Origin of the sequence: Colwellia sp. RSH04 (assembly GCF_003545765.1) — a bacterium.
In the GTDB taxonomy this organism is placed as follows: Bacteria; Pseudomonadota; Gammaproteobacteria; order Enterobacterales; family Alteromonadaceae; genus Colwellia.
In genome coordinates, this window is record NZ_QXIO01000002.1 from 297,137 (window position 1) to 318,316 (window position 21,180).

The 21,180-nt window shown below is 36.6% G+C and carries 16 protein-coding genes; 5 read left to right on the plus strand and 11 right to left on the minus strand.

Translation table 11 applies throughout. From position 1 onward, the window contains the following. Positions 1-83: 83 nt before the first annotated feature. The 3 genes from fdhF to fdhD are packed head-to-tail and all read right to left on the minus strand — an operon-like array spanning position 84 to position 5,556. A complete protein-coding gene (gene fdhF, locus D1094_RS04865) occupies positions 84-2,870 on the minus strand; it encodes a formate dehydrogenase subunit alpha (RefSeq protein WP_118958966.1) in 2,787 nt (928 codons plus the stop codon). Continuing rightward, complete coding sequence (locus D1094_RS04870) at positions 2,870-4,585, minus strand: NADH-ubiquinone oxidoreductase-F iron-sulfur binding region domain-containing protein (protein ID WP_118958967.1); 1,716 nt, start codon at positions 4,583-4,585, stop codon at positions 2,870-2,872. The genes fdhF and D1094_RS04870 overlap by 1 nt, the downstream gene beginning before the upstream one ends. A 56-nt stretch (positions 4,586-4,641) precedes the next feature. Next, the gene (gene fdhD / locus D1094_RS04875) at positions 4,642-5,556 is read right to left on the minus strand and encodes a formate dehydrogenase accessory sulfurtransferase FdhD (RefSeq protein ID WP_118958968.1); all 915 of its coding nucleotides are present in this window, start codon (positions 5,554-5,556) and stop codon (positions 4,642-4,644) included. 271 nt (positions 5,557-5,827) lie between these two features. Between fdhD and D1094_RS04880 the strand changes: the two genes are divergently transcribed. Beyond that, positions 5,828-7,492: a formate--tetrahydrofolate ligase gene (locus D1094_RS04880; protein ID WP_118958969.1), complete on the plus strand. Its 1,665-nt coding sequence runs from the start codon at positions 5,828-5,830 to the stop codon at positions 7,490-7,492. Between the two features lie 112 nt (positions 7,493-7,604). Here the strand turns inward: D1094_RS04880 and D1094_RS04885 are convergent, their stop codons facing one another. The 4 genes from D1094_RS04885 to D1094_RS04900 form a co-directional block, all read right to left on the minus strand. Next, complete coding sequence (locus tag D1094_RS04885) at positions 7,605-8,510, minus strand: M23 family metallopeptidase (RefSeq protein WP_118958970.1); 906 nt, start codon at positions 8,508-8,510, stop codon at positions 7,605-7,607. A gap of 47 nt (positions 8,511-8,557) precedes the next feature. Further along, a complete protein-coding gene (locus D1094_RS04890; protein ID WP_118958971.1) occupies positions 8,558-9,193 on the minus strand; it encodes an NAD(P)H-dependent oxidoreductase in 636 nt (211 codons plus the stop codon). 63 nt (positions 9,194-9,256) lie between these two features. Beyond that, on the minus strand, positions 9,257-9,649 hold the full coding sequence (locus D1094_RS04895; protein ID WP_404851442.1) for a GFA family protein: 393 nt from the start codon (positions 9,647-9,649) through the stop codon (positions 9,257-9,259). Positions 9,650-9,678: 29 nt separating this feature from the next. Next, positions 9,679-10,152 (minus strand): FKBP-type peptidyl-prolyl cis-trans isomerase, encoded by a 474-nt coding sequence (locus D1094_RS04900; RefSeq protein ID WP_118958973.1) that lies wholly within the window; start codon positions 10,150-10,152, stop codon positions 9,679-9,681. Between the two features lie 212 nt (positions 10,153-10,364). Here D1094_RS04900 and D1094_RS04905 point away from each other — a divergent pair, with 212 nt between their 5' ends. Next, positions 10,365-12,185, plus strand: coding sequence for a DUF885 family protein (locus D1094_RS04905; RefSeq protein WP_118958974.1), 1,821 nt, complete (start codon positions 10,365-10,367; stop codon positions 12,183-12,185). Positions 12,186-12,314: 129 nt separating this feature from the next. On the opposite strand, the gene pbp4b is transcribed toward D1094_RS04905, so the two are convergent. Beyond that, positions 12,315-14,813, minus strand: coding sequence for a penicillin binding protein PBP4B (gene pbp4b, locus D1094_RS04910; RefSeq protein WP_118958975.1), 2,499 nt, complete (start codon positions 14,811-14,813; stop codon positions 12,315-12,317). A gap of 305 nt (positions 14,814-15,118) precedes the next feature. On the opposite strand from pbp4b, the gene alr reads away from it, so the two are divergent. Beyond that, positions 15,119-16,210 carry an alanine racemase gene (gene alr / locus D1094_RS04915; RefSeq protein WP_118958976.1) on the plus strand — a complete coding sequence of 364 codons (1,092 nt, stop codon included), beginning with the start codon at positions 15,119-15,121 and terminating at the stop codon, positions 16,208-16,210. 53 nt (positions 16,211-16,263) lie between these two features. Here the strand turns inward: alr and D1094_RS04920 are convergent, their stop codons facing one another. The 3 genes from D1094_RS04920 to queE all read right to left on the minus strand — a co-directional run bounded on the left by D1094_RS04920 (position 16,264) and on the right by queE (position 19,325). Further along, complete coding sequence (locus tag D1094_RS04920; RefSeq protein WP_118958977.1) at positions 16,264-17,547, minus strand: GGDEF domain-containing protein; 1,284 nt, start codon at positions 17,545-17,547, stop codon at positions 16,264-16,266. Between the two features lie 12 nt (positions 17,548-17,559). After that, a complete protein-coding gene (locus D1094_RS04925; protein WP_118958978.1) occupies positions 17,560-18,558 on the minus strand; it encodes an ABC transporter substrate-binding protein in 999 nt (332 codons plus the stop codon). 89 nt (positions 18,559-18,647) lie between these two features. Further along, positions 18,648-19,325: a 7-carboxy-7-deazaguanine synthase QueE gene (gene queE / locus D1094_RS04930; RefSeq protein WP_118958979.1), complete on the minus strand. Its 678-nt coding sequence runs from the start codon at positions 19,323-19,325 to the stop codon at positions 18,648-18,650. A gap of 97 nt (positions 19,326-19,422) precedes the next feature. Between queE and queC the strand changes: the two genes are divergently transcribed. Together queC and D1094_RS04940 are read left to right on the plus strand one after the other, a co-directional pair. Continuing rightward, positions 19,423-20,079, plus strand: coding sequence for a 7-cyano-7-deazaguanine synthase QueC (queC, locus tag D1094_RS04935; protein WP_118958980.1), 657 nt, complete (start codon positions 19,423-19,425; stop codon positions 20,077-20,079). A gap of 67 nt (positions 20,080-20,146) precedes the next feature. After that, positions 20,147-21,100, plus strand: a complete 954-nt coding sequence (locus D1094_RS04940) for an ion transporter (protein WP_118958981.1) — start codon at positions 20,147-20,149, stop codon at positions 21,098-21,100. Positions 21,101-21,180: the final 80 nt, after the last annotated feature.

Genomic DNA, 21,180 nt, shown 5'->3' on the forward strand with positions numbered 1-21,180 from the left:
ACTAAAGCATATGATAAAAGGCACTCATGAGAGTACCTTTTGCAATAGCCCTAAGTTGAACTTTTGAAGCGTTAACTTTTAGGTTAAGTTAACGCTTCAATACCAACAGAAACCACTTTATATTCAGGGCACTTGGTGTGCTTGTCTGTCACATCACCCGTTACCCTATTAATCATCAGCTCTGGGAAGTGAAAGGTCGTAAATAAAATACCCGGTTTCACTTTATCACTAATTTCAACAGTTAATTCAATTTCACCACGAGCTGAAAATAAACGTACCGTACTGTGATCAGAAATTGATTTTTCTTTCGCATCAACAGGGTTAATTAACAGTACATCTTTATTCACAATGATTTCATTATCGGTTCTGCGAGTCATAGTACCAGCATTGTAATGTTCTAGGTTTCTACTGGTAGTTAAAATAAATGGGTATTTTTCGCCGTACTCTTCTACTTCTTTACTTTCTTCAAACTCATAGAAATGAAACTTACCTAAACCACGCGTAAAACTATCTTGATGAAGGATTTGCGTATCAACACCGCCTTTTGTTACTGGCCACTGTAGTCCATTATCACCTAAGTTTTCCCATGTAATACCAGCAAAAAATGGCACAACCTGAGAAATTTCTTCAAGCATACTGTCGGCATGATAATCTTGCTGCGAATAACCAAGCGCATTCATCATATCAACAACGATTTGTCCGTCAGTTTTGCAACCTTCTTTAGGTGGTACTGCTGCATTAACTTTTTGTACTCGACGTTCACCATTGGTAAAGGTACCATCTTTTTCTAAAAATGAGCTTCCCGGTAATACTACGTCGGCCATTTTTGCTGTTTCAGATAAGAATATTTCTTGTACAACCAGTAAATCTAAATTACGTAAACTGGCAACAACATGCTGTTGATTAGGGTCAGTTTGAACAACGTCATCGCCCATGATCCACAACGCTTTTAATTCGCCAGCTAAAGCGGCATTAAACATTTCAGGAATTTTATAACCGACTTCAATCGGCCATTCATCGTGACGGGTAATGCCATAATGTGACTTATAATAGTCAATGTTATCCGCTTTAGTCACATCAAGATAGCCAGCCCCTTGATGAGGTTGACACCCCATATCGGCAGCACCCTGCACATTATTTTGGCCTCTAAGTGGATTCATTCCTACACCAGCACGACCAATATTACCTGTTAACATAACTAAATCAGCAATACACATTATCGCGCGGCTACCTTGAGAATGTTCAGTAACACCTAACCCATGAAAACTCATGGCATGAGTTGCTTTTGCGTAAGCTATAGCGGCTTCTTTAACAAGATTTTGATCAACACCTGCAATGGCAGCTAATTCATTTATATTCAGTGCTAAAATAGCATCACGATAAGCGAGGTATTCTTCAGTTCTATTTTCAACAAAACTTTGATCAATTAATTGTTCTGTAATAATGTAATAAGCCATCATATTCAAAACGGCAACATTAGTACCAGGGCGAAGTTGAATATGCCAATTTGCATAACGTGCCAATTCTGTTTTTACAGGGTCTAAAACAATAAGTGGTGTCCCTTTGAGTACTTTTTGTTTAATTTTAGCACCCGTTACTGGGTGGGCAGCGGTTGGGTTAGCACCAATTAAAAGAATAAAGTTTGTTTCTTTAAGATCATCAATAGAATTAGTTGCTGCGCCAGTACCAAAGCTTTTTTGCATACCGTAAGCCGTGGGAGAATGACAAACTCGAGCACAGCAATCTATGTTATTGGTGCCTAAAACTACCCGCATCATTTTTTGCAATAAATAGTTTTCTTCATTGGTACATCGTGCAGAAGAAATGCCTGCTAACGCGTCAGAGCCGTGTGCTGATTTAATAGCATTCATTTTCTTAGCTAAATAATCAAAAGCAAAATCCCAACTCACTTCAGTTAACTCTCCATCAAGCCTGACAAGTGGTTTGGTTAATCTATCGGGGTGATTATAAAAACGCCATGCATATCGTCCTTTTAAACAAGTATGTCCTGAATTTACAGTGGCATCTTTTGGCGCTTCAATGGATAATATTTTATTATCTTTAACTGATACTTCGAGGTTACATCCAACACCACAATAGGAACATACGGTGCGAACTTTATCTATTGCAGACATTTGTGTTGAGCTTTCTTTCGCTAAATTTTGTCTGAATACGTCAGTAATAGCCCCAGTTGGACAAGTTTGAGCACAAGCGCCACAAGATACACAGTCAGATGCTTCAAAGCTGACGTCTTGACCTTTTATAATGCGTGCATCAAAACCTCTACCTGCAACATTAAGTACTTGCTCGCCCTGAATTTCGTCACAAGCGCGTACACAACGATTACAATCTATACACTGGGTAAGATCCATGCGCATATAGGGGTGAGAGTCATCAACAATACTACCATTCTCATCATAAGGAATACTATCAACACTGTACTTGCCCTTTGCAAAGCGAACTTCAGTAACCCCCGTATCTAACACTACTTGCTCAAACTCTGTGGTATGTTCATTTTTTACGGGAGGAATTTGCTGCTTAGGCAAGTCACTTAAGACCAACTCAACGATGTTTTTTCTTAATTTAACAATACGATCAGACTGGCTGTAAACATGCATGCCATCACCTATCGGCGTATGACAAGAGGCCATCACCTTTCTAGGTCCATCTGCCGCTAAAGCAACATCAACTGAACAAACCCTACAGCTACCATAAGGTTCTAAGCGGCTATCATCACAAAGCGTGGGAATATTAAAGTGCGTTTGCACTCTACGGCTAAACTCAAGAATAGTTTCCCCTGTTTCAATGGTATAGGCCACGCCATCAAGAAAGGCTTGTTTATTGGTTATATTGTTTGAAGAGACTGACATTATTTTGCCTCCTGCTGTGTATTGTTTTGTTTTTCACTATTGACATTAGATGATTCAAGATAAGGTGCTATTTCATCACTAAAATACTGCAAAATATTTTGAATAGGTAACGGAACACCACCGCCTAGCGCACAAAGAGAGCCTAATTGCATGGTTTCTAATAAATCATTCAATAAGTCGTTATTAATACCTTGTTTGCCTGCAATGGCATTTTCTACCATTTCTTGACCACGTGTTGAACCGATTTGGCATGGATAGCACTTACCGCAAGATTCAGCGGCTGTAAATTCAAATAAATGCGCCATATAGTCAATCATAGAAAACGATTCGGGTATACCAATCACGCTTGCATGACCAAGCAAAAAGCCTTCTTGGGCAAAAGATTCAAAGTCTATCGTTAGTTTTTCTATCGCAGAAACAGGTACAATACCACCTAAAGGCCCCCCGATATGTAATGCCTTAATCGCTTTTGAAAAGCCACCCGCTAGGGCAATAACATCAGCTAATCGTGTTCCCATTGCAACTTCGTAAACACCTGGCTTGTTAAAAGCAGAATCTAAAGAAATTAACTTTGAACCAGTCGATTTACCATTACCCATTGATGCATATTGTTTAACACCACTAGGTTCGATATTCTTGGCTTGACCATTATTATTTAAAATATAATGGACAGAACCGAATGTTTCTACGTTATTAACTACCGTTGGACAACCAAATAAACCACTTTGAGTCGGGAATGGAGGCCTAACTGAAACAACAGGCCTTTGACCTTCTATTGAGCGAAGTAATGCGGTTTCTTCTCCGCAAATATAAGCACCTGCACCACGAACAATTTTAAAGGTGAATTGCCATTCATCGGTAAAATTAATCGCAAGTTGATTAAATTCATGAATCGCTTTCTCTGTGTTAATAATGGCGTCTGGATATTCATCTCGTATATATAAAATACCGGTTTTTGCGCCCGATAAATAACCGGACACTAACATACCAAAGAGTACGGCATGTGGCCTTTGTTCTAATAAATAACGATCGCTGTATGCGCCAGCATCGCCTTCATCAGCATTACAGACTATATACTTTTCATCTCCTTGTGCTTCTAAGCATGAACGCCATTTAAAACCTGTTGGAAAGCCAGCACCGCCGCGACCACGTAAACCAGAGTCGCTAATGAAAGTCAGTAGTTCATTTACGCTATAGTTAGCTATTAACTGGTTAAATAATTGATAATATTCAGCAACATTGTTAATTTCTGCCGTTAATATTGGTTCAGCTAATGTGCACTCAACTGTATAAGATTCTGTAGATAGACGTGTGGGCTCTTTCGCTATACTTGATAAGTTATTAATATCAGTGGCAGAAAAGTTATTACCATCAATTTGAAAGGCTGCATTTTGAGCACAACGTCCTAAGCACGTAACATGACCGATATTATGTTGACCAAACTCATTAGCTAATGTTTGTTTCACGGTATCTTGGGTGCCTGCACATAAACAAGAAGAGCCGTTACACACATACGCTTTTTTGCCAGCATTATCACCTTCAATAAAATCATAAAAACTTGCCGTACCCGACACGACAGATTCACCGACTAAAAACGCCTTCGCTAAATCTGATTTCTCTTGTGATGACTTGGGACGCTCTGACAAAACTAGTTCTTGAAAAAGCGTGTGCTCGATACCCTTTCTGCGGGCAAGTTGTGATAAATTTTTCGACATAGTTGCTCTCTTTGTCTAAACAAGCTGCTCAATAACATTAACAGCATATATATATTTTATGACGTAATTCGCCAATCGCCATGATAAACGTTAAATGATAGTTCTGATGCAAAGCCAATAATAGTTAAATCAAACCTTTTCGCGCCTTGTATAGCAAGATCAGATGGCGCACCTACACCGATTAAAACACTTACTCCTGCCATCAGTGCTTTTTGTACAATTTCAAAACTAATACGTGAACTAACCATTAAAACCAATAAAGTCTGAGTAACAACCTTATGCTCATTAATATATGAGCCGATAACTTTATCAACAGCATTATGACGCCCAATATCCTCATGGATATAAAGCAAGTTACCGCTAATATTGAACAGTGCTGCGGCATGAACACCGCCCGTTTCATTAAATAAAATCTGCTGTTGACGCATTGCTTTATTAAATGAGTTTATCATCGATGCAGGCATCGCTTTTTGATCATCAGGTAACTCAGGCAACTTAGGACTCTTTAACTCAAGCGACTTTATCGATGTTGTACCACATAACCCACAACTAGAATAAGTGAGCTGAAATTGTTCAATTGAGTCTAATCTAGGGATAAAACACTGATTAAAAATCACCAACCAAGCATTTTGATCATTTTCTATACTTGCAATGTCCTGCTCAATCGTATCAGTATCAGTTTTATTTTCAGGGTAAATACTTGCAATTTGATTAGCCGATTGAATTATTCCTTCGCTTAATAGCAATCCAAGAATTAATGCTTTTTCATTGCCAGGAGTACGCATAGTGATTGAAAAGACTTTTTCAATCTGATCTACACCATCTCTCCAAGACAAACGAATCTGTAAAGGCTGTTCAACAATAACCAAGTCTGTTGATAAACATCTGGTTACGTCATTTGTACCTTCAAAAGAATAATTAACTTTATTAATCTTTTTTGTTGAATGTACTGAACTGATGTTTTTTTCCATATAAAATTCGCATACTGGTCATAATTCATTTATGTAAATCAAGTCTACTCTCAATGATCCTGTGTTAAAAGTAGTGCATATATTGATATTGAAATAATTAAGGTAGAGATTGTATACCTTTTGTTGCAAATCAAACTTTCGTTAATCATTTCAAGATAGGCTAATGGCAAAATATCATAAAAGATATGAATAGTGATTATTATTTTTAATTATTACATCACTAAATCTATTTATTACAACACCCTCTAACGAATGCGAGAAGGAAATTTTTATGGCTACTGATGTTGAAATTGCTCAGCAATTTACTCCAAAACCTATTACTGAAATTAGCGATAACCTAGGTATTGCTCCAGAGCATGTTCTTCCTTATGGCCGTGATGTTGCTAAAATTGATCTTGAAAGCTTAAAACAGCCTAGCGATAAACAAGGTAAGCTTATTTTAGTTTCAGCGACTACACCGACACCATCTGGTGAAGGTAAAACCACAACAACCATTGGCTTAGGTCAAGCATTCACTCAGTTAAATGAATCGGTCTGTTTAGCCTTAAGAGAACCATCTTTAGGGCCTTGTTTAGGGATGAAAGGTGGTGCTACTGGCGGTGGTTATAGCCAAATAATGCCTAGTGATAAAATTAATTTACATTTCACCGGTGATTTTCACGCGATTACCAGTGCCAACAATTTATTATCTGCAGCCATAGACAACCATATATACCAAGGCAATGATTTAAATATAGATCCGCGTCAAATTGTTTGGCGCCGTGTCATGGATATGAACGATCGTAGTTTACGAAAAATCGTACTGGGTTTAGGCGGTAAAATGCAAGGTATACCACGTGAAGGTGGTTTTGACATCACTGCCGCTTCTGAAGTTATGGCAATGTTATGCTTAGCTGACGATGCACAAGACCTAAAAGCACGTTTAGATAGAACATTAATAGGCTATACCTATGAAGGAAAACCGGTACATGCACAAGAGTTAAACATAACAGGCGCGATGATGGCATTACTTCGTGACGCCTTACAACCTAATTTAGTGCAAAGTTTTGAAGGTACTCCTGCCTTTGTTCATGGTGGCCCTTTTGCTAATATTGCCCATGGTTGTAATAGTGTTATTGCAACACGCATGGCAATGCATCATGCCGATTGGGCAATTACAGAAGCTGGGTTTGGTTTTGATTTAGGGGCTGAAAAGTTCTTTGATATTAAATGTCGAATTGCAGAAATGGACCCCGATGCAGTGGTTCTTGTTACAACGGTTCGTGCATTAAAAATGCATGGCGGTAAAGACAAAAATGATTTAGAAACAGAAGACTTAAGTGCTGTTGCTAAAGGCTTAGAAAACTTAGATAAACACATAGAAAGTGTCGAGTTATTTAATAAACACCCTGTTGTTGCTTTAAATCGCTTTGCAACAGACAGCGACGCAGAAATTGCTTTAATCAAAGCTCGTTGTGATGAGCATAACGTTTCATTTGCTGAAACAACCCATCATGCTGATGGTGGTAAAGGTGCTATTGAGCTTGCTAAAGCAGTGATGGAATCGGTAGATAAAAGTAAACCTTATCAACCATTGTATGCATTAGATTTATCTGTTGTTGAGAAAGTACGTAAAGTGAGTCGAGCAATGTACGGCGCAACTGATGTTGCTTTTTCTAAGCAAGCAGAAAAAGACCTAAAACATGTTGAGCTACTTGGTTTAACGCATTTACCTATTTGTATTGCCAAAGCACCAAGTTCATTGTCTGACGACCCTACTTTACATGGCAGGCCACGTGATTTTGAAGTAACAGTAAGTTCTATTCAAATTAATGAAGGTGCAGGATTCTTGGTTGTTTTAACGGGTAATATTATGCGTATGCCGGGACTACCTAAAAAACCTGCCGCTAACGATATAAAACTTCTCGCTAACGGTGTTATTGAAGGCTTAGAGTAAATAAGTGAATTTCACGCTTTAGAAAAACCCAGTATTGAAATATTCAATACTGGGTTTTTAATTAACTTTTATCTATTTTTGAATCTGTTTTCAATTACGTCGTATTATAGTGTTAATGCTGTTTCTCTATCAACATCCCTGCTTGAGGGGTGTAATTAAGGCCATTTTCTCCAACAAATTGAAAAGGAATTGAATTTAGTTCAAAGCCAACGTTTTTTCGAACAACAAAATGTAAATGCGGCCCTGTTGAATAACCTGACGAACCCGAACGCGCCAATTTATCTCCTACGTTAACTTTATCTCCTACAGAAACCACTACCGTTCCCTGTAATAAATGTGCATAAGTTGCAAACGTACCGTCACTATGAAGCACCTTGACATAGTTTGCCTTATCAACAAAATATCGTGTTTTACCACTTATATGAAAATTGTCTTTGGTGCTCACAATAACGCCCTCTCTAGCAGCGGTAATATCAGTACCAACTGGCATAGCAATATCTACTGCATATTTATTAGGAGACTGAAAGTGAGAAAATTTACCATGAAAAGATTGGCTAATTTTTAACGGTCGGCGGGTGTTGCTTGGAAAATGATAGACACTGCCATCAACTTGCGCTTTAGGATCTCCTGTAACCCACCGATAATTAAAATCAGGCTTTTGAGTTAAGCTTTCAATTAATGTCTTGCTTTGATTGGCTTGAATAACAACATATTGAGAGGCAATACTCGTATCTGCACTGTTTATCTCAATTTCAATTGGAATATAAAGCGGATTTTTAATCACAACGTTGTAAAGTGAGTTATGCGGGACAACATAAATTTTTGGTGATAACTCCTGCTCAGGCGACGCTTGCTTATAGATAAGCTCTTGGGTTTTTACCTCTTTTATTGGCGGTTTATCGCTAAAAACCCATTGTCCCTTCTCATCTTTATATTTGTAGACTTTATTAGCTTTTACACTCGAAGAGTTACTTAGCAATATTATTAGAGATAAAGCTATATGCTTAAGCACTCGCATGAGAGTATCCTGCCTGATTATTTATTGATTAAATTTTACAATTAACGTTATTGGCCAAACGGGTGAGTTGTTGATAAATTTACCAGTGTAGCCCTCACTTCTTTTAACTGTTTGGCGTATATAAATAAACTTGATAAACCCGTATCAATTCTAGATTGCACATCACTAAAACGCCCTTCTCGTTGCGGTTGCCACGGTTGCACTAAAAAATCATCAACATTATGCACAATAGCATGTAATGGTAACCAGACAAGATGACTATTTTTAGCCGCATAAGCTTTTAATAAACTTATCGGATTACTCCCACCACCTGATGCAGAAATACTGATAGCAAATGCAGGTTTATGCCCTAAAGGTAAACCACCAGCAGAGCCATGAGCTGTTAATAACAGTAAATTAACCAACGCAGGAGGGATCATCCCACCCCACTCAGGTACAATAAATACCACAGCATCACATCGATAAAGCATGGACAATACCTGCTCTTTTTTAATGAAAAGCTCAGTATTACTTTTTCCATTTAAGTGACCATAATGCTCGAGTAGCTCAGGAAATAGCGATAAATCTAATACGTCAGTCTCAACATCACCTTTTTTAAATACAGGTAAATTTTGTATTAACTGCGTAACTGCTGCACTTTTTGAGTTTTGTCTTTGACTAGCACTGATTAAAAGTACTTTCATCGATAACGTCCTGTAAAGTTATTTTTATAATGAGATTATAGAAAGGGTGAAGTCGCTTCCTTCCTAATCAGACACTGACTGTAAATACCTTTTACAGTTATCTTTTATAGTTAACCAGCTTACCTGATCTTTAGTGTGAATATGATATGTTGGCTTAACTAAATTGGCATCATCTAAAGACGCGATAGTCAGTGTGGTAAATTCTTTATAACGTGAATCACCAAAGGTTAACGTTGAGCCACATTGTGAGCAAAAACCGCGTTCTACATGTTCTGAAGACTGATAATACGATGGCTTTGCACTAAGCCATTCGACTTGTTCGCTTTTAAAATCCATCCAAGCGACTACCACTGAGCCAGATTGCTTTCTACAATTGCTACAATGGCAATAGTCTGCTGCAAAAGGTTTACCTGTAAGGCGATACCTTATTGAACCACATAAACAACCACCTTCCACGATAAACTTCCTTTTCTAACTTTATATACTTATTTAATCTCAAGTAATTCAACATCAAAAATAAGCAATGAGCCAGCACTAATTTTACCTGTTGCACTATTACCATAAGCTAATTTAGCTGGTATAAAAAAACGCGTTTTTTCGCCAACAACCATAAGCTGTAATCCTTCTGTCCAACCTCTAATGACTTGATTTAAACCAAAACTAAGCGGCTCTCCTCTTTCAACAGAGCTATCAAAAACCGTACCATCGATTAAAGTACCATGATAATGCACAACCACTTTTGAATATGCTGTGGGGTGCTCTGTTCCAGTGCCTTTGGTCAGCACTTTGTACTGCATACCAGAATCGGTTTCAATAACACCTTCTTCTGTTTTATTTTGTGCTAAAAATTGATCCGCTTTTACCGTGTTTTTTTTAATCGCTTCTTTATTAGCATTTTGACGAACAAAATACAAAATAGCGATGGCTACTAATATGACCAACCAAAACAGTTTACCCATGATAAATTCCTCAAAAAATAATTACGCATATTACGCAAATATACGATAACTTACTATAGAGATTGACTATAACAAGTAGTTATCTCAAACTTCATCTTTTCAATTTATCATTGCAGCCATATAATAGCTCAAACTGTATATTGTAGAAAATAAAGATTTTGAGTACCAATAGGTATATCTACTCAATAAAACAATAATTAAAGAGGCAACCAATGAATAAATCTGTCATAGCGCTTTCAATAACACTGGCTTTAACCACAAGTTTAAGTGGGTGTTCTTCTTTCTCTAATCCAGCAAGTCCAGTGCCTAATGTTGTTAACGCACAAGGTAACGAAGCTAAAAGAGTTAATGAAGTTGTTGCCCAGTATTTCGATGAAATGCTTGTCCTTGATCCTCTCACAGCAACTTATGTAGGAATAAATACCTATAACGACAAGTTTATTGCTCCTATTTCACCTCAATCTATCGAAGAAGATAAAGCATTCGAACAACAATACTTAGATCGTATCAATGCTATTGATGTGAACCAGCTTTCAGGACAAGATTTACTGAGTTATCAGGTTTTTAAGCGTGATAGAGAAGTGGCTCTTGCAAGTTTCGAATTTCCTGAACATTACATCCCTTTTAATCAAATGTACGGCATACATAATGATTTTGCGATGCTAGGCTCAGGTGAAAGTTCGCAGCCATTTAATACCGTTAAAGATTACCAAGACTTTATCAACCGCGCTAAAGGCTTCTCCGCTTATATGGACAGCGCTATTTTATCGATGAGAGAAGGTGCTAAAGAAGGTATTGTGCTTCCCAAGGTTATTGTTAAAAAGCTAATACCTCAATTTAAAACCCATTTAGTCAAAAACATTAAAGACAGTGTATTCTACGAACCAGTTAAGCAGTTAGACAAAAACAACGCGATTAACACACAAGATAAAAAACAATTACGTGCTGAATATACGCAAATGATTGAAAACGTAATTATCCCTACCTACCAAAAAACACTCAGCTTTTTAACGACAGAATATGCACCTTTAGCTAGTGATACTGTTGGTCTTTCTCACTTGCCAAACGGAACAGCTTGGTATGATCATATGATAAGCTATCATACGACATTGCCATTAACCGCTGACGAAATTCACGAGTTCGGTCAACAAGAAGTTGCTCGTATTTTGTCAGAAATGGAAAAAGTTAAACAAACAGTAAACTTTAAAGGAAGCCTGCCTGAGTTTTTCATCTTTTTAAAGGAAGATGAACAGTTTTATTTTAAAAGCCCGGAGCAAGTTATTGCTGCTTATGAAGGAGTAAAAGATAAAATTAACAGTCGTGTTTCACAGTTATTTGAGGTTTTCCCAAAAGCAGATTATCAAGTAAAAGAGGTTGAAGCATTTAGAGCTGCATCATCGGCAGGTGCCAGTTATGAAGCCCCTGCCCCTGATGGTTCAAGACCCGGTACTTTTTATATCAATACGTATAATTTAAAAGCACAACCTAATTTTATTGTTGAAACCTTAAGTATTCACGAAGCTTCGCCTGGCCACCACTTTCAAGCCTCTATTCAGCAGGAAGTAGAATCATTACCGATGTTTAGGAAATTTGGTAACTTTACTGTTTATGAAGAGGGTTGGGCATTGTACGCTGAAAGTTTAGGTAAAGAGATGGGATTATTTACTGACCCTTATCAATGGTATGGTCGATTAGTTGATGAGCAACTGCGTGCTATGCGTTTGGTTGTTGATACCGGTTTACACGCAAAAGGTTGGACTAGAGAACAAGCCATTGACTTCATGACAAAAAATTCATCTATGGCTGATACAGATATTGAAGCAGAGGTGGAACGCTACATTAGTATTCCTGGACAAGCACTTGCCTATAAAACAGGACAAAGAGCCATCCAACAAATGAGAAAAAAAGCGAAAGAAACCTTGGGCGAGCAATTTGATATTAAGAAATTTCATACACAAATTTTGATTGATGGCTCTCTGCCGATGCCTATATTATCTGCCAAGATAGATCGTTGGGTAGAAGCTCAGAAGTAATCCTCAACGCGCTAATTAACCTTTTTAAAAAGTACCTGATTATAATAGATATTCAGGTACTTTTTGCTAGCTCAGGCGTTGTAAGCTTAACCATTACAGAAAAATAGTTAATACCACTTTTTTATTACATCATTGAGCTGTTTTATTCGATAAAATAGCTTCATAAATAAGAGAGATCACACTGCCATATTTTGCTGTTTCAAATTCTTTTCCAATAAACGAAAATTGTTTATCATCACCTAAAATTTCACTATGACGAGCATTCGTTAAAAGGATAATAGCTAAGTCATGTTTAGGATCAATGACGGTTACCGTTCCCGTCCAGCCAGTATGCCCGTATGCTTGAGCACTAGCATAAGGACCAAAATGCCATGCTCTATCACCATTATTTGCCCGTCTCCAGCCTAAACCATAACTCCCATTACCATCATCAGGTTTGATGAACTGATCTAAGACTTTGTCTGAGAACAACTGAGTATGTTTATAACCACCACGGTTAAGTAAAACTTGCGATAAAATAGCTAAACTTTCTGCAGTAGAAAATAATCCAGCATGGCCTGCAACCCCTTCTAAAGCATAAAAAGCCGTTTCATCATGTACTTCACCTTGAAGTACATGATGCCTAACATTATCAAAATGTACGCGACCACTTCGAGTATTTCCTGCTATTTCTGTCGCCGCAAACTGGTTTTTGTGCCACCCTTTTTGAAGTGGCGTAAATAAAATATTATCCAGGCCAAGGGGTTGATAGATAAATTTTTCTACATAAGCATCTAAACTTAATCCGGTAATTTTTTCTATTAATATACCGAGCAAAATATAATTAATATCAGAATACACAGAGTTCATTTTACTGGTATTTTTAAACGGCACTTTATTGATGATGAGTTGTTTGGTTTTATTGTTATTTTGTGAATAAAAAGCTTCTCCTAAAGCATTATTTTTTTCATAAAATTTAATTTGAGGTGCGTAGCCTGTCTTGTGAGTAAGTATATCTTTCACGGTAATAAACTCGCGACCACCACCTGAATATTCTGGTAAATAAAAACTTAACGGTAAATTTACTGATAAGCGCCCTTCACTAATTAACTTCATTAACGCAATATTAGTTGCAAACATTTTCGTATTAGAAGCTAGATCAAATAAAGTGTCTGTTTCCATCGTCACAGGAGTCGCTAATAATGTCCCATCATCAGCATATTTTCGCGCATAGCCATAGGCTGAATGTTTAATAACTTTACCTTTGTGCTGTACTAACAAAACAGCTCCGGGGAAGCCATTAGTAATATCTTTTTCAATTAACAGATCAACAGCTGAAAAGAGGTTATTGGATTTATCGTCACCTGACGATTTTATCTTTGTATCAAGGGGGGTTGTAGTATTCAATTCAGGATATGGAATAGTAATCGTTAATTGTGCTCCCTCTGGCTTTATATTATCAACCATCAAGATATTATCGCCGGTATGCGTACGCTTTTTTAAACTATAGTGATAACGCTTATAAGGAATTAAGGGCTCGGCAATTGATAGTTTTTCACCGTTAACATAAATATCTGCTGATGTTGCTGATAGATTATCAATAATTATCTCCCCTTTATGTGCGTAGCTTTTAAAAGATGCCCTATTATTGACCAATTCACGACTACTTGGTTCATGCTCAGGAAAGGTTTTAACAAGTTGGCCTTTCTTCATAAGGTCATTACTTACTCGTTTTGGTAATAGTTCATTTTTATATTGTTCAACAAGTAAAGTTAATTGTTCTGGAAAGTATTTCTCAAGAAGTGCAAATACGATGGCTGCAGTTTTTGCATCGGCTTTTTTAGATAAATGCCATGGCATAAAGTGTTGTTGAAATGCAAGAATGACCGCTTGGCTTTGCTCGTCAAAACGTCCAGATATATCAATAGCATAACCATAAGTATTCAGCGCTTTTTGTATTAGCGTTATACTCGGTAATTTTGAAGAAAAGCTTTTGTAATACTTCATCATTACCGCTTCATCATACCAAGCCCCAATACCTGCTTGATATAATTGAAACCAAGGGAACCTTGGGCCAGGGTCTCGTTTTCTTAACGGGGAAATATCACTATGACCTACAATAGCTGTAGGCGAGATATCAGGATTTTCTCGCAAAATAGATTTTAATAATTCAATGAGTAGTTCAATTTGTTGAGCTTGAAAGTCAGGATAGAAACAAACAGGCATTTGTTTAACATGTGTTGATGAAAATTCAACAGATTTACAGTTGGCTTCATTGACTAATTCAATGCCAATAGACTGATCATTTAAGTTTTCTCGCTTTTGCCAAGCACTCTCACCAGAGTGCCATGCTCTTTTATTTTCATCAACTAACTGAACTACCTTTATATCTTCTTGATGATAAGTAGCATCATGTAATTGAGGAATAAGGTAATGTGCACTGGCAACACCTTGAGAAGTAAGTGCATTTAAAGAATTTTGATAGTTTCCTGCAGTATAATGTAAAACAACAAACTTAATACGCTCACTATAATTTTCTGATTTAGGCTGCAATTTTGTTGGTGTAGAGCAACTGATTATAAAAAATAATAACAAAGTCACAATCAATAAATGTTTACCTGAGTGACAATAACTTCCTGTTCTGTGCATAACGATATATAACCTTATGTTTCATTTAACCAGTAAAGTGAAAATATTTATGAGCTGTCATTAATGAAAACTCTATCGCGGTAACTGTTTTGCTTCAAGGACGTTATCTCATTCGTCACTAAACGACATGGACATTTACGTATAGCCTTTATAAGATAACTCATATAAATACTGCTATTCATCATCGCTAATGTTACACTGATATGTATTCTTACGGTATTAATTTACCTTGTATATTACTGACTTCAATAGCCTTTCACATTTAAGTCAGTTTGTTCGATTAGCGATACAACGTTCTCCGTTATATGAAATATATTTCTCGTAATACTAAAGCCGTTATAGACTTAACAGCGCTTGTGCATAATTATCAATACATATCAAGTTTAGCGCCTCAAAGTAAAACCATTGCCGTTATAAAAGCCAATGGTTATGAACATTGTGCTATTGAAGTTGCCAAAACACTTGAAGCATATGTCCCCGCTTTCGCCGTAGCCTTTGTAGACGAAGCACTAACATTACGTAATGCTGGTATTCAAAGCCCTATTTTAGTACTAGAAGGACCTTTTCAACACAGTGATTTTACCATAGCCATCGAACAAGATTTATCGCTTATGTTACATACACATGAGCAAATTTCTTGGCTGAAAGATAACGAAGATAAATATCTAGGCGATGTATGGTTAAAAGTTGATACTGGCATGAACCGTTTAGGTTTTAGAGTTGAAGAAATATCAAGTGTCATTGCATCACTAAATAACAAGCATCACAGTAAATTAGTTTTGTGTAGTCACTTTTCTTGTGCAGAAGATAAGGAAAACCCAAAAACCACCAAGCAAATCTCACAAGTAAAAGCATTAGTAAAGCAATACGATTGCCAGTTCAGTATGGCAAATTCTGCAGGTATATTAAATTGGCCAGAAAGTCATGGACATTTCAACCGTCTTGGTCTTTCATTATATGGCGTAAGTCCAATAGAGCCATGTGTTATAGTAGAGCCACTTAAGCCTGTGATGACCTTAGAGGCAGAAATTATCGCGATAAGAAAAGTTTTAGAAGGAGAAACCGTGGGCTATGGAGATACTTGGCAAGCTAAGCGTCTATCGACTATTGCTGTCATTGCTATTGGCTACGCTGACGGTTACCCAAGAAATGCCAAAGCAGGTACGCCAGTCTTTGTAAACGGAGAAATAGCACCACTTGTTGGTAGAGTATCGATGGATATGATCACTATTGATGTTACAGGGATAACTAAGATAAATGTAGGGGATATTGTCGAGTTATGGGGCAAAAATGTCTCTGTTGATACTATAGCTAAACATTCTGATTCTATTAATTATGAATTACTCACAAGGTTATCTGCAAGGCTGCCAAAAACATTCATAGAAAACAACGTGTAATTGAGTCGTATTATAACTAACAACTATGTTGTTTATATGCGATTAATGTGCAGTTAATGTAATGAAGTTTGTGCCGCAATTTCAACTCTGTTCCTTCCCCTTTCTTTTGCCATATACATTGCTTTATCAGCATCATTAATCAAATCTTCAAAATTTTTATGGTTACTTGTTAATGAACTAATACCAATACTCAATGTTATCTTCACTGGTTTGGCATCTTTCTCAATGACATAATTGGCTAACAATTGTTGTATTCTATTAGCAATATCAACCCCTCCATCAATATCACAATCAGGTAAAATAACTACAAATTCTTCGCCACCATAACGCGCTAAAAAGTCTATATCTCTTATAGCTTCAGAACATATTGTACAAAGATGTTTTAACACTGCATCACCAAACAGGTGACCATATTCATCATTAATATTTTTAAACAAATCACAATCGAGTAATAAAAGGGTTAATTGCTTTTTACCACGCACTGCGCGTGATAACTCCATACTACCACGCTCAAAAAGCGCGCGACGATTAGCCACTTTTGTTAACGGGTCAGTATCAGATAATTGTTGTAGGTTTTTAGTCTTTTCTTCAACAACTTTTTTCATTTCTTCTAATGAAATAGTTGTCTCACTTAACTTATGATTCATGGCGTTAAATGCTTTAACAATACTATCGAACTCTACCGTTTGATGTGACAACTTAATTTTTTGAAAATTACCACTATGATTAGCTTCAAAGGCTTTTTTTACTTCTTTTAACGATAGCGTAAAAATTCTGGATAGCTTAACGCCACCGACAAAGACAATAAGAAAACATAAAACAAACGTTAATATAATTACAATAACTTGTTGCTTGATGACTTGGTGAATATCTTTTTTAACAATTGAAGATAGTTGCACCGAGTCAGAACGGATTGACTCTAACTGTGTCATTAATCTCACTTTAAAATGGTTTTTAACCGAAGGCTTAATTGGATTTTTTCGACTTAATGCAATTTGATCATAAAGGTGTCGCACATTGTCATTCTGGCTTTTAATACTGTTTTGTATTGTTTGTTGCGCTGCAGTTAATTTAGGGGGAATTTTTAATAGTGTTGAAAGCTTATTGTGCCAATATAACCAATTATTATCATTGTAATCTATGGCATATATGTCACCACTGATCATTAATTGTTTTAGTGTATTAGTGTGATTATCGACTCGTTGAGCATAATTTTCTCGTTTAAAAGCTAACTCTACCGTTAATGATGACCAGAGTATACTCATCATCAAAATAGTAAAAATTGTTCCGCAAATTATAGAAAATATGAAAACTTGTTTGGATAAATTTATTTTCATCTATCTATTATCCTACAAGGAAATGTTGACAGCTAACGGGTCAACCTGCAACATTGCGCGACTATCTAAAAATTCATTAATATTAGGGGGTGTTTTCAGATTCATCATTTGCGTTTCATTTACCCACGCAGCTTGTGATTTAATTGATAACAGTAGCGATTGATTCAAGGCTAATTTAAATATGTAATCAGGCCATACCCAACGAATAAAATCAGGCGATAAATCTAATTCTTTAATCACAATATCTTGTGCCTCTTTCGGTTTTAACGCGATGAAGTTAATCGCTGTATTTAATGCTTCTAAAATGCACTTAGCTTTTTCAACCGTGTAATTATCTGCTTGTTTAGAGATTAAATTAAAACTTAAGGTATTTAAATTTTTAGTGTCATGCACAACGACTTCATTTAACAGTTGTTGAGCACTTTGATAGGCAAACGGCTCCCAAGGTGCAATTGCATCAACAACGTTATTGATAAAGGCACTACTTAACTCTTCTGGCTTAAAATCCTGTATTTCTACTTCATCAATAGAAACACCATGAAGTGCCAGTAAAGTACTTAAAAAGTATTCACTTGCAGTCCCTTTAGTTACCCCTATTCTCTTACCTTTTAAGTCAGATATTTTCACTATATTTGACGAAGAACGAGACAGTAATTTCACATCATTGTCTGATTGAACGAACATAGCATGTGTAACAAACTGTTTTTGTAACAAACTTTGAAAGGCAATAACGGAATCTGAGCTGGTACCAAAATCAACCTCACCACTCATGACTTTTGCAAAAGCCGCCTGACCACCAATGACTTGTTCAAAAGTAACAGATACACAAGTTGAGTCAAACGCATTAATTGATTTAGCAACATAGAATGGGGAAGAAAGTGGTGTTTTAGAAACCGCTATGACTATTGGATATTGATTTTTTTTCAATAGATGCTGTGAATTACTATAAAGAAACACTAACACGCTAACGAATATGCCAAAAAGGGCTAATATAAAAATGTTTTTACCCACAGTAGCTTTCCCTGATTAAATCTACTACTGAGTATAGAAAACAAAAAGCTATCTTGCTTAACTTAATATAAAGATATTGCTATAAGTTTTTATTCAATCCCGATGTATTTATGTACTTGTATAGATAAACGCCAATCATTATCAATACAACTTGTAATAGCAAGTTCAGTTGCTCGTTGTTTTTGGCTAATGGGTTGCAAGTATACCGGGGTTGATGTGATGTGATGCTGCTTTAGTAATAATTTTAAATCATCAATGTGCTGTTCAGTGGCTACAGGGTGTTTTATTTCATTAGCTCTTTGCATCGCACTTGATAAAATTTTGTACCCTCCTCGCATATTTACTTTAGGAGATACCGTTACCCAGCAAGCCTCAGTTGTAATAACTTCAAACGTACCTGATGTTTCAATTTGTGTACTAAAACCCGCTTGTTCAAGCCCCTGACATAACGGAGTTAAATCAACCATACAAGGTTCTCCACCTGTAATCACAACATGCTTAGCTTTGAATTTTTGCTCAGATATTAACGACAGAATTTGCTCAACGGTTAAGTTAGACCACTGCTCTGTTTCTGAAGATTTTGCAATTAATGTTGCCGCAGAAATCTCTAATGAAGGGTTAACTTCCCAAGTATGCTTGGTGTCACACCAAGAGCACGCAACAGGACAGCCCTGTAATCGAATAAAAATAGATGGCTGGCCAGTATAAGCCCCTTCACCCTGAATAGTTTGGAAGAATTCATTAATTTTATAATTAGTATGATTCACTTTTTGCTTTAGCCTATGGTTTAATTCAAGTAAAATGTTTACGCTATTTCAAGCGACACGATAACTATTAATTATTATACCTCAAGAGACCCTACAAATGGCTGAAAAAGTTGTTGTTATATATTCCGGCGGCATGGATTCATTTACCGTGCTAAACCGTGCACTTAAAGATGGTAAGCAAGTCTATGCGCTAACGTTCGATTATGGGCAGCGTCACGTAAAAGAAATCTCTTGTGCTCAAACTGTTTGTTCAAATTTAGGTATCCCTCATAAAGTTATTAATATTTCGGCAATTAATGAATTGTTAGCGGGCTCTTCTTTAACTGATGATATTGATATTCCACAAGGTCATTATGAAGCAGATAATATGAAATCAACGGTCGTTCCCAACAGGAATATGATTTTATTATCACTTGCTGTTGGCTACGCGGTTTCTGTAGGAGCATCTCAAGTTTACTATGGTGCTCATTCAGGTGATCATGCAATTTACCCTGATTGTCGCCCAGAATTTGTATTAAAAATGAATGAGGTATGTAAAATAGCAAATTATGAAAGTGTTGAAATTTTCAGCCCTTACCTAGAAGTAAATAAGTCAGCTATTTTAACCGATGGAATGACTATGGGCCTTGATTATAGTAACACATGGACTTGTTATAACGGGCGTGAAAAAGCTTGCGGTAAATGTGGCGCTTGCCAAGAACGACTTGAAGCTTTTGCTGACAACAAGGTAAGTGATCCGATTGATTACGAATAGCGAACCAGCTTAGCGTTAAAATTAGCGAAATATTTAGCTTTAAGTCTTGTCGCTTTTAGGGAATATAATGACAAAAGAACAGTTTAAAACGGGTAACACTTTAAGAGCAAAGACATATCTCTTACTTGAGAATGAAACAAATAATAATTTTGCTACAAAAGCCGTAACGTTTTTTCTTATTTTCTTAATTGTTGCCAATGTTACTGCTGTTATTCTAGAGTCAGAAGCGACAATAAATCAACGGTTTGCGACACAGTTTTACTGGTTTGAAGTAGTTTCTTTGTCAATATTCTGTATCGAGTATTTATTAAGGATATGGTGCTGTGTTGAATCAGTAAAATATCAGCACATGCCAACATATAAGGCTAGATTTCGTTACATAATGACGCCAATTGCTGTTATTGATTTTATTGCAATTTTACCTTTTATCATTGCATTATTTTTTACTATCGACCTTAGGTCATTAAGGCTATTACGCGTCTTACGATTATTAAAGTTAACCCATTATTTTAAAGGGTTTAATATTTTCATCACTGTCATCGCAAAAGAATTCAAAAGTTTAGTCGCCGCTATGATCGTTATTCAAGTACTTATTATCATTGCGGCTAGCTTAATGCATATTATTGAAGGCCATACTCAGCCAGATCACTTTGGTAGTATATTAAAATCAATTTGGTGGGCTGTAGTTACCATGACAACGGTTGGTTACGGTGATGTTGTGCCTATTTCACCGTTAGGTAAACTTGTATCTACTTTTATCATGTTAATAGGTATTGGCTTAGTTGCACTGCCTGCAGGTATGTTAGCTGCTCGATTCGGGGAAGAGTTGAGAGAGCGTAGAGATACACTTAACCTACAAATTGAACAGGCACTCTCTGACGGAGAAATTGATCCTAGAGAATATAAAGCATTACTGCTACTGGCTGATAAACTCGATATTGACTCTAAATCGCTTAAACAAAGCATAAAGCAAATGAAAAAAGAACAAATTATCGGGAAATGTTCACACTGTGGAAGGTAAAAACGAAATTTATCGTAGCTTAATGATAAAAAGCTTAAATTAAAAGCAAACGATTTAAAGCACTTAACCACCTTTAGAAT

What these genes read in the sequence shown, in the direction of transcription:
- D1094_RS04900 (WP_118958973.1), bottom strand. Translation starts at nt 10,152, where the DNA reads ATGGGTAAACTGTTTTGGTTGGTCATATTAGTAGCCATCGCTATTTTG.
- fdhD (WP_118958968.1), bottom strand. Translation starts at nt 5,556, where the DNA reads ATGGAAAAAAACATCAGTTCAGTACATTCAACAAAAAAGATTAATAAA.
- D1094_RS04885 (WP_118958970.1), bottom strand. Translation starts at nt 8,510, where the DNA reads ATGCGAGTGCTTAAGCATATAGCTTTATCTCTAATAATATTGCTAAGT.
- D1094_RS04870 (WP_118958967.1), bottom strand. Translation starts at nt 4,585, where the DNA reads ATGTCGAAAAATTTATCACAACTTGCCCGCAGAAAGGGTATCGAGCAC.
- fdhF (WP_118958966.1), bottom strand. Translation starts at nt 2,870, where the DNA reads ATGTCAGTCTCTTCAAACAATATAACCAATAAACAAGCCTTTCTTGAT.
- D1094_RS04920 (WP_118958977.1), bottom strand. Translation starts at nt 17,547, where the DNA reads ATGAAAATAAATTTATCCAAACAAGTTTTCATATTTTCTATAATTTGC.
- D1094_RS04940 (WP_118958981.1), top strand. Translation starts at nt 20,147, where the DNA reads ATGACAAAAGAACAGTTTAAAACGGGTAACACTTTAAGAGCAAAGACA.
- D1094_RS04905 (WP_118958974.1), top strand. Translation starts at nt 10,365, where the DNA reads ATGAATAAATCTGTCATAGCGCTTTCAATAACACTGGCTTTAACCACA.
- pbp4b (WP_118958975.1), bottom strand. Translation starts at nt 14,813, where the DNA reads ATGCACAGAACAGGAAGTTATTGTCACTCAGGTAAACATTTATTGATT.
- alr (WP_118958976.1), top strand. Translation starts at nt 15,119, where the DNA reads ATGAAATATATTTCTCGTAATACTAAAGCCGTTATAGACTTAACAGCG.
- D1094_RS04890 (WP_118958971.1), bottom strand. Translation starts at nt 9,193, where the DNA reads ATGAAAGTACTTTTAATCAGTGCTAGTCAAAGACAAAACTCAAAAAGT.
- queC (WP_118958980.1), top strand. Translation starts at nt 19,423, where the DNA reads ATGGCTGAAAAAGTTGTTGTTATATATTCCGGCGGCATGGATTCATTT.
- D1094_RS04880 (WP_118958969.1), top strand. Translation starts at nt 5,828, where the DNA reads ATGGCTACTGATGTTGAAATTGCTCAGCAATTTACTCCAAAACCTATT.